Source organism: Comamonas sp. AG1104 (assembly GCF_003350425.1).
Taxonomy (GTDB): Bacteria; Pseudomonadota; Gammaproteobacteria; order Burkholderiales; family Burkholderiaceae_C; genus Comamonas; species Comamonas testosteroni.
The window spans coordinates 591476-602623 of sequence record NZ_QQAS01000003.1 but is presented as its reverse complement, the minus strand read 5'-3'; the positions used below and the strand labels follow the sequence as shown (position 1 = coordinate 602623).

19 protein-coding genes and 1 tRNA gene are annotated in these 11148 nt (G+C 57.4%); 19 read left to right on the top strand and 1 reads right to left on the bottom strand.

All coding sequences use genetic code 11. From position 1 onward, the window contains the following. Nucleotides 1–37: 37 nt before the first annotated feature. The 18 genes from rplN to DFO48_RS11175 all read left to right on the top strand — a co-directional run bounded on the left by rplN (nt 38) and on the right by DFO48_RS11175 (nt 8964). A complete protein-coding gene (gene rplN / locus DFO48_RS11260) occupies nt 38–406 on the top strand; it encodes a 50S ribosomal protein L14 (RefSeq protein ID WP_003050500.1) in 369 nt (122 codons plus the stop codon). A gap of 12 nt (nt 407–418) precedes the next feature. Beyond that, nucleotides 419–736: a 50S ribosomal protein L24 gene (gene rplX, locus DFO48_RS11255; protein ID WP_003050504.1), complete on the top strand. Its 318-nt coding sequence runs from the start codon at nt 419–421 to the stop codon at nt 734–736. Between the two features lie 10 nt (nt 737–746). Further along, on the top strand, nt 747–1286 hold the full coding sequence (rplE, locus tag DFO48_RS11250) for a 50S ribosomal protein L5 (protein ID WP_003050507.1): 540 nt from the start codon (nt 747–749) through the stop codon (nt 1284–1286). 8 nt (nt 1287–1294) lie between these two features. After that, nucleotides 1295–1600: a 30S ribosomal protein S14 gene (rpsN, locus tag DFO48_RS11245; protein WP_003050509.1), complete on the top strand. Its 306-nt coding sequence runs from the start codon at nt 1295–1297 to the stop codon at nt 1598–1600. 20 nt (nt 1601–1620) lie between these two features. Next, nucleotides 1621–2016: a 30S ribosomal protein S8 gene (rpsH, locus tag DFO48_RS11240; protein ID WP_003050510.1), complete on the top strand. Its 396-nt coding sequence runs from the start codon at nt 1621–1623 to the stop codon at nt 2014–2016. Between the two features lie 24 nt (nt 2017–2040). After that, complete coding sequence (gene rplF, locus DFO48_RS11235) at nt 2041–2574, top strand: 50S ribosomal protein L6 (protein ID WP_003073853.1); 534 nt, start codon at nt 2041–2043, stop codon at nt 2572–2574. A gap of 11 nt (nt 2575–2585) precedes the next feature. Beyond that, nucleotides 2586–2951 carry a 50S ribosomal protein L18 gene (gene rplR / locus DFO48_RS11230; protein ID WP_003050513.1) on the top strand — a complete coding sequence of 122 codons (366 nt, stop codon included), beginning with the start codon at nt 2586–2588 and terminating at the stop codon, nt 2949–2951. A gap of 15 nt (nt 2952–2966) precedes the next feature. Further along, nucleotides 2967–3488, top strand: a complete 522-nt coding sequence (rpsE, locus tag DFO48_RS11225) for a 30S ribosomal protein S5 (RefSeq protein ID WP_003050515.1) — start codon at nt 2967–2969, stop codon at nt 3486–3488. A 14-nt stretch (nt 3489–3502) separates the two neighbouring features. Beyond that, complete coding sequence (rpmD, locus tag DFO48_RS11220; RefSeq protein WP_003050517.1) at nt 3503–3685, top strand: 50S ribosomal protein L30; 183 nt, start codon at nt 3503–3505, stop codon at nt 3683–3685. An 11-nt stretch (nt 3686–3696) separates the two neighbouring features. Further along, a complete protein-coding gene (gene rplO, locus DFO48_RS11215; RefSeq protein ID WP_003050519.1) occupies nt 3697–4128 on the top strand; it encodes a 50S ribosomal protein L15 in 432 nt (143 codons plus the stop codon). A 24-nt stretch (nt 4129–4152) separates the two neighbouring features. Further along, complete coding sequence (gene secY / locus DFO48_RS11210) at nt 4153–5466, top strand: preprotein translocase subunit SecY (protein ID WP_003050520.1); 1314 nt, start codon at nt 4153–4155, stop codon at nt 5464–5466. Nucleotides 5467–5584: 118 nt separating this feature from the next. Then, nucleotides 5585–5698: a 50S ribosomal protein L36 gene (gene rpmJ, locus DFO48_RS11205; RefSeq protein WP_003050535.1), complete on the top strand. Its 114-nt coding sequence runs from the start codon at nt 5585–5587 to the stop codon at nt 5696–5698. A gap of 22 nt (nt 5699–5720) precedes the next feature. Further along, nucleotides 5721–6086 (top strand): 30S ribosomal protein S13, encoded by a 366-nt coding sequence (rpsM, locus tag DFO48_RS11200; RefSeq protein ID WP_003050537.1) that lies wholly within the window; start codon nt 5721–5723, stop codon nt 6084–6086. A gap of 17 nt (nt 6087–6103) precedes the next feature. Continuing rightward, nucleotides 6104–6508 (top strand): 30S ribosomal protein S11, encoded by a 405-nt coding sequence (gene rpsK / locus DFO48_RS11195; protein WP_003050538.1) that lies wholly within the window; start codon nt 6104–6106, stop codon nt 6506–6508. 89 nt (nt 6509–6597) lie between these two features. Continuing rightward, the gene (gene rpsD / locus DFO48_RS11190) at nt 6598–7221 is read left to right on the top strand and encodes a 30S ribosomal protein S4 (protein ID WP_003068426.1); all 624 of its coding nucleotides are present in this window, start codon (nt 6598–6600) and stop codon (nt 7219–7221) included. 112 nt (nt 7222–7333) lie between these two features. Continuing rightward, nucleotides 7334–8332 carry a DNA-directed RNA polymerase subunit alpha gene (gene rpoA, locus DFO48_RS11185; RefSeq protein ID WP_003050542.1) on the top strand — a complete coding sequence of 333 codons (999 nt, stop codon included), beginning with the start codon at nt 7334–7336 and terminating at the stop codon, nt 8330–8332. A gap of 131 nt (nt 8333–8463) precedes the next feature. Next, nucleotides 8464–8847, top strand: coding sequence for a 50S ribosomal protein L17 (gene rplQ, locus DFO48_RS11180; RefSeq protein WP_003050544.1), 384 nt, complete (start codon nt 8464–8466; stop codon nt 8845–8847). Between the two features lie 40 nt (nt 8848–8887). Beyond that, nucleotides 8888–8964 (top strand) — tRNA-Met (locus DFO48_RS11175). Between the two features lie 84 nt (nt 8965–9048). Here the strand turns inward: DFO48_RS11175 and DFO48_RS11170 are convergent. Further along, nucleotides 9049–9366, bottom strand: coding sequence for a hypothetical protein (locus tag DFO48_RS11170; RefSeq protein WP_114863415.1), 318 nt, complete (start codon nt 9364–9366; stop codon nt 9049–9051). Nucleotides 9367–9634: 268 nt separating this feature from the next. Between DFO48_RS11170 and DFO48_RS11165 the strand changes: the two genes are divergently transcribed. After that, nucleotides 9635–11140 (top strand): DASS family sodium-coupled anion symporter, encoded by a 1506-nt coding sequence (locus tag DFO48_RS11165; protein WP_003073847.1) that lies wholly within the window; start codon nt 9635–9637, stop codon nt 11138–11140. The last annotated feature ends 8 nt before the right edge of the window (nt 11141–11148 follow it).

The following is an 11148-nucleotide window of genomic DNA, read 5'->3' as shown; positions in this document are numbered from 1 at the left end:
CTGTCGAGCGTTGCTGGAGCAAGTTGGGAATATTGAAATGATCCAAACAGAATCTCGGTTAGAGGTTGCCGACAACACCGGCGCGAAGTCTGTTCAGTGCATTAAGGTGCTGGGCGGTTCTCATCGTCGCTACGCAAGTGTTGGCGACATCATCAAGGTGAGCGTCAAGGAAGCAGCTCCTCGTGGTCGCGTCAAAAAAGGCGAGATCTACAGTGCTGTGGTTGTGCGCACCGCCAAGGGCATCCGTCGTGCAGACGGTTCGCTCGTGAAGTTCGACGGCAATGCCGCCGTGCTGCTGAACGCCAAGCTGGAGCCTATCGGCACCCGCATCTTTGGCCCCGTGACTCGTGAACTGCGTACCGAAAAGTTCATGAAGATCGTGTCGCTGGCCCCTGAAGTTCTCTAAAGGAATAGCACCATGAACAAGATTCGCAAGGGCGACGAAGTTATCGTGCTGACCGGCCGTGACAAGGGCAAGCGTGGCGTGGTTTCTCTGCGCAAGGATGACTCCCACGTGATCGTGGACGGTATCAACCTGGTCAAGAAGCACACCAAGCCTAACCCCATGAAGGGCACCACCGGCGGTATCGTGGAAAAGGCCATGCCTATCCACCAATCCAACGTGGCTATCTTCAATGCAGCGACCGGCAAGGCCGATCGCGTGGGCATCAAGGTGAACGCCGACGGCACACGTGTTCGCGTGTTCAAGTCCAATGGCGCTGAAATCGCCGCCTAAGGAGTAACACATGGCACGACTGCAAAAACTCTATCGCGAAAAGATCGCGGCTGAACTGAAAGAAAAGTTCGGCTACACCTCCGCTATGGAAGTGCCCCGTCTGACCAAGATCACTCTGAACATGGGTGTGAGCGAAGCCGTGGCCGACAAGAAGGTGATGGACAACGCCGTGGCTGACCTGACCAAGATTGCTGGTCAGAAGCCTGTGGTGACCAAGGCCAAGAAGGCTATCGCTGGTTTCAAGATCCGCGAAGGCCAGGCTATCGGCTGCATGGTGACCCTGCGTGGCGTTCAGATGTACGAATTCCTGGACCGTTTCGTGACCGTGGCTCTGCCCCGCGTGCGTGACTTCCGTGGTATTTCGGGTCGTTCGTTCGACGGTCGCGGCAACTACAACGTTGGCGTCAAAGAACAAATCATCTTCCCCGAAATCGAGTACGACAAGGTGGACGCTCTGCGTGGTCTGAACATCAGCATCACGACAACAGCGAAGAACGACGAAGAGTGCAAGGCACTGCTCGCCGCTTTCAAATTCCCCTTCAAGAACTGAGGTGGCGCATGGCTAAAGTAGCAATGATTCAGCGCGAACTGAAGCGCGAAAAGCTGGCAGCCAAGTATGCTGCCAAGTATGCAGAACTGAAGGCAATCGCCGGCGACGTGAAGCGTTCCGACGAAGAGCGCGATGCCGCTCGCCTGGGTCTGCAGAAGCTGCCCCGTAACTCGAACCCCACTCGCCAGCGTAACCGTTGCGAGATCACTGGCCGTCCTCGCGGTACCTTCCGCCAATTCGGTCTGGGTCGTGCCAAGGTGCGTGAATTGGCCTTTGCTGGCGACATCCCCGGTGTCACCAAGGCCAGCTGGTAAGCAAGCAGGAGAGATTAAACATGAGCATGAGTGATCCCATCGCTGACTTGCTGACCCGCATCCGCAATGCACAACTGGTCTCCAAGGCCACTGTGTCGGCTCCTTCCTCCAAGGTCAAGGTTGCCATCGCACAAGTGCTGAAGGAAGAAGGCTATATCGACGGCTTCGAAGTGAAGTCCGAAGGTGGCAAGTCCGAACTCGAAATTACCCTGAAGTACTACGCCGGTCGCCCTGTGATCGAACGTATCGAACGTGTGAGCCGTCCCGGCCTGCGCGTGTACAAGGGTCGTCACGCAATCCCTCAGGTCCAGAACGGCCTGGGTGTGGCCATCGTCACTACTCCCAAGGGCGTGATGACTGATCGCAAAGCACGTGCTGCCGGTATCGGTGGTGAAGTGCTGTGCTATGTGGCCTAACGGACATTAAGGAGAAATACTGAAATGTCTCGCGTAGCAAAAGCTATTGTGACCATCCCCGCAGGTGTGGATGTGTCCATCAACGCTGGAACCATCAAGGTCAAGGGCAAGGGCGGCGATCTGTCGCTGGCTCTGAACGGCCTGGTGACTATCGGCAACAACGACGGCAAGCTGTCCTTTGCTCCCGCCAACGACTCCCGTGAAGCTGACGCTCTGGCCGGTACCATCCGCCAGCTGGTCAACAACATGGTCAAGGGCGTGACTGAAGGCTTCGAGAAGAAGCTGACGCTGATTGGCGTGGGCTACAAGGCCGCTGCACAAGGTTCCAAGCTGAACCTGGCTGTGGGCTTCTCGCACCCCGTCAACTTCGAGATGCCTGCCGGCATCACTGTCGCTACCCCCACTCCGACTGAAATCGTGATCAAGGGTGCTGACCGTCAAGTGGTCGGTCAATTGGCTGCTGAGATCCGTGCCGTTCGTCCTCCCGAGCCTTACAAGGGCAAGGGCATTCGCTATGCGAATGAGAAGGTCGTGATCAAAGAGACCAAGAAGAAGTAAGGAGCTGCATGATGTTGAACAAGAAAGAGCAGCGTCTGCGCCGTGCCCGTCAGACTCGCATCCGCATTGCCCAGCAAGGCGTTGCACGTCTGAGCGTGAACCGCACCAATCTCCATATCTACGCCTCCGTGGTTTCGGAAGACGGCACTACCGTGCTGGCTTCGGCCTCCACTGCAGAAGTCGAAGTGCGTTCGCAACTCGGCGCCGCTGGCAAGGGTGGCAACGTGGCCGCCGCCACGCTGATCGGCAAGCGCATTGCTGAGAAGGCTAAGGCTGCTGGCGTTGAGAAAGTGGCTTTCGACCGCGCCGGTTTTGCATACCACGGCCGCGTGAAGGCTTTGGCAGAAGCCGCTCGCGAAGCGGGCCTGCAGTTCTAAGCGGAGCGGATACAAATGGCTAAATTTTCCCCCAAAGTGCAAGACGAAGGTCGTGACGACGGTCTGCGCGAAAAAATGATCGCGGTCAACCGCGTCACCAAGGTTGTGAAGGGTGGTCGTATTCTCGGCTTCGCTGCACTGACCGTGGTTGGCGACGGTGACGGTCGCGTTGGCATGGGTAAGGGCAAGTCCAAGGAAGTGCCTGCTGCCGTGCAAAAAGCGATGGAAGAATGCCGTCGCAACCTGATGAAGGTTGCACTCAAGAGCGGCACCATTCACCACTCGGTGAAGGGCCATCACGGCGCTGCCAAGGTCGAGCTGCACCCAGCTCCCAAGGGTACCGGCATCATCGCTGGCGGCCCTATGCGCGCTGTTTTTGAAGTGGTGGGTATCACCGACATCGTGGCCAAGAGCCACGGTTCGTCGAACCCCTACAACATGGTTCGCGCAACTTTCGACGCTTTGAAGAACTCCACGACCCCTGCGAACGTGGCAGCAAAGCGCGGCAAGTCGGTCGAAGACATCTTCACCGCCTGATCGGAGTCCAGCACATGACAACACAACAAACTGTCAAGATTCAGCTGGTTCGTAGCCCCATCGGCACCAAAGAGTCGCACCGTGCGACTGTGCGTGGCCTGGGTCTGCGCAAGCTGAACAGCGTCAGCGAACTGCAGGACACTCCTGAAGTGCGCGGCATGATTAACAAGATCGCCTACTTGGTGAAGGTTCTCTGAAAGGATTGATGATGGAACTCAATAGCATCAAGCCTGCAGACGGCGCCAAGCACGCCAAGCGTCGCGTGGGTCGCGGTATCGGTTCTGGTCTGGGTAAGACCGCCGGTCGCGGTCACAAGGGTCAGAAGTCGCGTTCGGGTGGCTACCACAAGGTGGGCTTCGAAGGCGGTCAGATGCCTCTGCAGCGTCGCCTGCCCAAGCGTGGCTTCAAGTCGCATCTGCTGAAGTTCAATGCAGAAGTGACCCTGTCCGAGCTGGATAAGCTCGGCCTGGCCGAAGTCGATCTGGCTGCTCTGAAGCAAGCCGGTCTGGTTGGCTCTATCGCTAAGGTGGTGAAGATCATCAAGAGCGGTGAACTGACTAAGGCTGTCAAGCTCAACGGTATCGGCGCTACCGCCGGTGCCAAGGCTGCCATCGAAGCTGCCGGTGGCAGCATCGCCTGATTAAAGTTCTGAAAGAAGACATCCGTGGCTACTAGCGCAGCTCAAATTGCAAAGACTGGAAAATTCGGCGACCTGCGTCGTCGTCTGGTTTTTCTGTTGCTTGCGCTGGTCGTATACCGCATCGGGGCGCATATCCCCGTTCCGGGCATCGATCCAGCGCAGCTGCAGCAGCTGTTCTCTGGCCAGCAGGGCGGCATTCTCAATCTGTTCAATATGTTCTCGGGTGGAGCGCTCTCGCGCTTCACAGTGTTCGCACTGGGGATCATGCCGTACATCTCGGCATCGATCATCATGCAGCTCATGACCTACGTGGTCCCGACCTTCGAGCAGATGAAAAAGGAAGGTGAAGCGGGTCGTCGCAAGATTACCCAGTACACCCGCTACGGCACTCTGGGCCTGGCGCTGTTTCAGTCCTTGGGAATTGCTGTTGCCCTGGAAAGCTCCGCAGGCTTGGTTCTGAACCCTGGTTTTGGCTTCCGCATGACTGCGGTGGTCAGTCTCACGGCCGGTACCCTGTTCCTGATGTGGCTCGGTGAACAGATCACTGAACGTGGTCTGGGCAACGGTATTTCGATACTGATCTTTGGCGGTATCGCCGCAGGCCTGCCGAGCTCTATCGGCGGTCTGCTGGAACTGGTGCGCACCGGTGCCATGAGCATTCTGGCGGCAATCTTCATTGTTCTCGTTGTGGCAGCCGTGACGTATTTCGTCGTGTATGTCGAACGAGGTCAACGCAAGATCTTGGTGAATTACGCACGCCGACAAGTCGGCAACAAGGTGTACGGTGGTCAGTCTTCGCACTTGCCACTGAAGCTGAACATGGCAGGTGTGATTCCTCCCATCTTCGCTTCATCGATCATCTTGCTGCCCGCTACGGTGGTGAATTGGTTCAGTGCAGGAGAATCCATGCGCTGGCTGAAGGATATTGCGAGCACGTTGACCCCTGGTCAGCCAATCTATGTCATCCTTTATGCTGCCGCGATCATTTTCTTCTGCTTCTTCTATACGGCCCTGGTTTTCAACAGCCGGGAAACTGCCGACAACCTGAAGAAGAGTGGCGCTTTCATCCCCGGGATTCGTCCTGGCGAACAGACAGCCCGCTACATTGACAAGATTCTGGTTCGCCTGACCCTGGCTGGCGCGATCTACATTACCTTCGTGTGCTTGTTGCCCGAATTCCTGATCCTGAAGTACAACGTTCCGTTCTACTTCGGTGGTACATCGTTGCTGATCATCGTGGTCGTGACAATGGACTTCATGGCGCAAGTGCAGAACTACGTGATGTCGCAGCAATACGAGTCGCTCCTGAAAAAAGCGAACTTTAAGGCTGGTATTTGATGACAAGGCTGCCCAAGGGGGCAGCCTGCCAAAAGTTAGTAGACGCCCATCGATCTATCGCGGGCATTGTTTCCCGGTCGATAGGCCGATAGTGGATGGAAAGTTTTAGGAGAAAAGAATGAGAGTTTCGGCTTCGGTCAAGAAAATCTGCCGTAACTGCAAGATCATCCGCCGCAAAGGTGTTGTGCGCGTGATCTGCACTGACCAGCGCCACAAGCAGCGCCAAGGTTGATTGAAAGCATTAGAGGACTAATATGGCACGTATTGCTGGCATTAACATCCCGCCGCACAAGCATGCTGAAATCGGCCTGACCGCCATCTTCGGCATCGGTCGCACTACAGCTCGCAAAATCTGCGAAGCATGCGGTATCGAGTATTCCAAGAAGGTCAAGGACCTGACGGACGCTGATCTGGAAAAGATCCGTGACTTCCTGAATCCCATGACTCTGGAAGGTGATCTGCGTCGCGAAACCACCATGAACATCAAGCGTTTGATGGACATCGGTTGCTACCGCGGTTTCCGTCATCGTCGCGGCCTGCCCATGCGCGGTCAACGTACCCGCACGAACGCCCGTACTCGCAAGGGTCCGCGCAAGGGTGCAGCGGCTCTGAAGAAATAAGAGATTGAAAGATCATTATGGCTAAGTCTCCCGCAAACAACGCAGCTGCTCGCGTTCGCAAGAAGGTCCGTAAGAATATTTCTGACGGTATCGCGCACGTGCACGCTTCGTTCAACAACACGATCATCACCATCACCGACCGTCAAGGCAACGCTCTGTCGTGGGCTTCGTCGGGTGGCCAGGGCTTCAAGGGTTCGCGTAAGTCGACTCCCTTTGCTGCTCAGGTTGCTTCGGAAGTGGCCGGTCGTGCTGCTATCGAACAGGGCATCAAGAACCTGGAAGTCGAAATCAAGGGTCCCGGTCCTGGCCGTGAATCCTCGGTTCGCGCCCTGGGTGCTCTGGGTATCCGTATCACTTCCATCTCGGACGTGACTCCGGTTCCCCACAACGGCTGCCGCCCTCAAAAGCGTCGTCGTATCTAATTTTTTACCAAGCCCACCGCCGCCCAGGTGCATTTGCATCGCGGGCGGCTCCCGTGTTTGCGCACGGTAGATGACACAAAGGAAATCAAGTGGCACGCTATATTGGCCCTAAGGCAAAACTCTCCCGCCGCGAAGGCACCGATCTGTTCCTGAAGAGCGCCCGTCGCTCCATCGCAGACAAGGCAAAGTTCGACACCAAGCCTGGTCAGCATGGCCGCACTTCCGGTCAGCGCACTTCCGACTACGGTCTGCAACTGCGCGAAAAGCAGAAGGTCAAGCGCATGTACGGCGTGCTGGAGAAGCAATTCCGCCGCTACTTCGAAGCTGCTGACCGCAAGCGTGGCAACACTGGTGCCAACCTGCTGTCGCTGCTGGAATCGCGTCTGGACAACGTTGTGTACCGCATGGGCTTCGGCTCCACTCGCGCTGAAGCACGTCAGCTGGTGTCGCACAAGGCTATCACTGTGAACGGCCAGTCCGTGAACATTCCTTCTTTCTCCGTGAAGGAAGGCGACGTGGTTGCTCTGCGTGAAAAGTCCAAGAAGCAAGCTCGCGTGGTCGAGGCTCTGCAACTGGCGGCTCAAGTGGGCTTCCCCGCATGGGTTGAAGTGTCTGCTGACAAGGCAGAAGGTACTTTCAAGAAGTCTCCTGACCGCGATGAATTCGCAGCTGACATCAACGAATCCCTGATCGTTGAGTTGTACTCGCGTTAATCTTTAGCAGCGACATTTCTGTAAACCGTCCCCACGGCGCGAGGCATCGCGCCGTGGGTGCTTCACCAGCCTTACCGGTGTAACGAGCCGAGGGTATTGAGAGGAAGTCTGCATGCAAACGAATTTGCTGAAGCCCAAGACAATCAATGTCGAGCAACTTGGTCACAATCGTGCCAAGGTTGTTCTGGAGCCGTTTGAGCGTGGCTACGGTCATACGCTGGGCAATGCCCTGCGCCGTGTTCTGCTCTCCTCCATGGTGGGTTACGCAGCGACGGAAGTGACGATTGCTGGGGTGCTGCATGAGTACTCCTCCATCGACGGTGTCCAGGAAGATGTGACCAACATCCTGCTGAACCTCAAGGGTGTGGTGTTCAAGTTGCACAACCGTGACGAAGTCACCCTGAGCCTGCGCAAGGATGGCGAAGGTGTTGTCACTGCGCGTGACATTCAGACCCCCCACGACGTAGAAATCGTCAACCCTGATCATGTGATCGCCCATCTGTCGCAAGGCGGCAAGCTGGACATGCAGATCAAGGTGGAAAAGGGCCGCGGCTATGTGCCCGGCAACGTGCGCCGCTACGGTGACGAATCGACCAAGTCGATCGGCCGTATCGTGCTCGACGCCTCGTTCTCGCCCGTCAAGCGCGTGAGCTACGCTGTCGAATCCGCACGTGTGGAACAGCGTACCGATCTGGACAAGCTGGTTCTGGAAATCGAGACCAACGGTGCCATCACCGCTGAAGACGCAGTGCGTGCATCTGCCAAGATCCTGGTGGAGCAACTGGCAGTGTTTGCCCAGCTCGACGGTGGCGATATCGCCAGCGTGTTCGACGCTCCTGCCGGTGGCCGCGGCGCTGCCACGTCGTTCGATCCCATCCTGCTGCGTCCTGTGGACGAGCTCGAGCTCACCGTGCGTTCTGCCAACTGCCTCAAGGCAGAGAACATCTACTACATCGGTGACCTCATCCAGCGTACCGAAAACGAGCTGCTCAAGACTCCTAACCTGGGTCGTAAGTCGCTCAACGAGATCAAGGAAGTTCTGGCTTCCCGCGGTCTGACTCTGGGCATGAAGCTTGAAAACTGGCCACCAGCTGGCCTGGAAAAGCGTTAATTGCTACAATAGAGGACTTTGCTAGAGTTGATCTGGCAAAGTCCAAGTGCCTCGGGCAGTACCTGATACGGCTGCCTGATTTAATTTAGAAAAGATCTCCGGATAAAAACGGGGAGCAAAGGAAAAGCACCATGCGTCACGGCAACGGCCTCCGCAAACTGAACCGCACTTCTGCACACCGCAAGGCAATGCTGCAGAACATGATGAACTCGCTGATCGAGCACGAAGCAATCAAGACCACGGTCCCCAAGGCCAAGGAACTGCGTCGCGTGATCGAGCCCATGATCACTCTGGCCAAGGTTGATACCGTGGCTAACCGCCGTCTGGCTTTCGACCGCCTGCGCGACCGCGACAGCGTGACCAAGCTGTTCAACGTGCTGGGTCCCCGCAACGCTCAGCGTCCCGGTGGCTACACACGTATCCTGAAGATGGGCTTCCGCGTGGGCGACAACGCTCCCATGGCCTATGTGGAACTGGTCGAGCGCGCTGAAGAAGCCGCTGCAGCAGCTGAATAAGCCAGGGCAGGCTGCAAAGCCTGCTATAATTTGGAAATACCGCGCGATGGAGCAGTCTGGTAGCTCGTTGGGCTCATAACCCAAAGGTCGGAGGTTCAAATCCTTCTCGCGCAACCAAATTGAAAAAGGTCACGACATTGTCGTGACCTTTTTTTTGTCCATTTTCTCCATGGGCCAGAAGGCAGCACCCGCCTTAGCTCGTCATACCCCTGATTGCGTGCCTGAGCGACGGCGCAGGTGCTCGCGTACGCGGTCGGCGATCACCTGGGCGATCTCCGGGCTCAGCACCTCGCTGATATGCAGTACCTCGGTGTAGTGCAGATAGAGCAGGCCGCGCAAGGTCCTGAATGCCGTGTCATGTTCGGCACCGCAGATGCCGGCATCATTGGCCAGCACGCGCTCCACGGCACCGGGGTCGAGCAGCCGGATCTTGCAGATAGCTGCCTGATGCAGGATCTCTAGGTCTATTGCCTCAAGGCGGTTTTCCCATTCATCGGGCAAGAATCGATTCGCTGGCATGTAGGGTGGCTCTCCTGCTCAATCCATGGACGTCTGTCCCAGACCCGGATGCTGGCATACCCCGGGTCCGGCCGTTGGTTTTGCTTCTACAAGTCTTGATGCTTATCAAATGCCGGCAAGGTGAAGGTTGGCCTGGGGTCGCGACCGTGCGGCACTGCATCATGATGCCAGTCTGCGACCTGACCACCAATGCCCGTCCGTGTCTCCTGGAATTCTCCGAGCTGAGGTATGGTGTCTCGATGCGCTGCAGGTAAAGAAAAGGACTTGTATGTTCGAGAAAATCGTCTCGATGTTCCGCTACCTCAAATCGGCCGTGCCGTTTCGGCTGGTGCCTGCACTGGTTGCCACTCTGGTGCTGATTGGTCTGCTGCTGACGCCGGTGCCGGCCGGGCTGGATGCCAAGGCATGGCAGCTGGTGGCCATCTTTCTGACGACCATCGTGGCGATCATTCTCAAGGTCATGCCCATAGGCGTGATGGCGTTGATGGCGATTGTCATCGTGTCGCTGTCCCAGGTGACCTCCAGTTCCTCCAAGGGGGCGATCACGGATGCGCTGAGCAGCTTTGCGAATCCCCTGATCTGGCTGATCGTGGTGGCTGTTCTGATCTCGCGCGGCCTCAAGAAAACGGGGCTCGGCAACCGCATCGGATTGCTGTTCATTGCGCTGATGGGCAAGCGCACCATAGGCATAGGTTACGGACTTGCGATCTGCGAGTTGGTGCTGGCCCCGTTCACGCCCAGCAACACGGCGCGCGGCGGCGGCATCGTGCATCCGATCATGAAGTCCATTGCCAATGCCTTCGAGTCGGACCCGGCCAAGGGTACGCAGGGCAAGGTCGGGACCTATCTGGCACTGGTCAACTACCACTCCAACCCGATCACCTCGGCCATGTTTCTGACCGCTACGGCGCCCAATCCTCTGGTTGTGGACCTTGTGGCCAAGGCCACGGGCCAGTCCCTGCATCTGAGCTGGACAAGCTGGGCGCTGTACATGCTGCTGCCAGGCCTGCTGTGTCTGCTGTTGATGCCGCTGGCAGTCTATCTGCTGTCGCCACCCGAACTCAAGGCCACGCCCAATGCCGTGGAGTACGCGCGCGCCGAGATGGCCCGCATGGGGCCGCTGTCAGGCAAGGAGCGGGTGATGCTCGGGACTTTCGGTGGGATGCTGTTGCTGTGGGCGAATGTGCCGCAGATGCTGTTTGGTCCGGCTTTCACGCTGGACCCGACCGTGGTGGCTTTTCTCGGTTTGTTCGCCTTGATCATCACGGGGACCATCGATTGGGATGACGTGCTGTCCGAGAAAAGCGCCTGGGACACCCTGATCTGGTTCGGTGCCCTGGTCATGCTGGCCGAGCAGCTCAACAAGCTGGGGGTGGTTGCCTGGTTTGCCGAGGGCTTGAAGAATGCCATCGTCGCCAGCGGCCTGGACTGGCTGCCCGTGGCTGCCATTCTGGTGGGCATCTTCGTTTTCTCGCACTATCTGTTTGCCAGCACCACGGCCCATATCAGCGCCATGATGCTGGCCTTTCTGACCGTGGGGGCGCAACTGATCCCAGCCGACTACGTCGTGCCCTTTATGCTAATGATGACGGCCGGCTCGGCCATCATGATGACGTTGACGCACTACGCGACCGGCACATCGCCCATCATCTTCGGTAGCGGCTATGTGACTCTGGGTGTCTGGTGGCGTGTGGGGGCCGCGATGTGCGTGCTGGAGTTGCTGATCTTTGCTGTCGTCGGCAGTGCCTGGTGGAAGTTGCTGGGGCTGTGGTGACCTGCGGC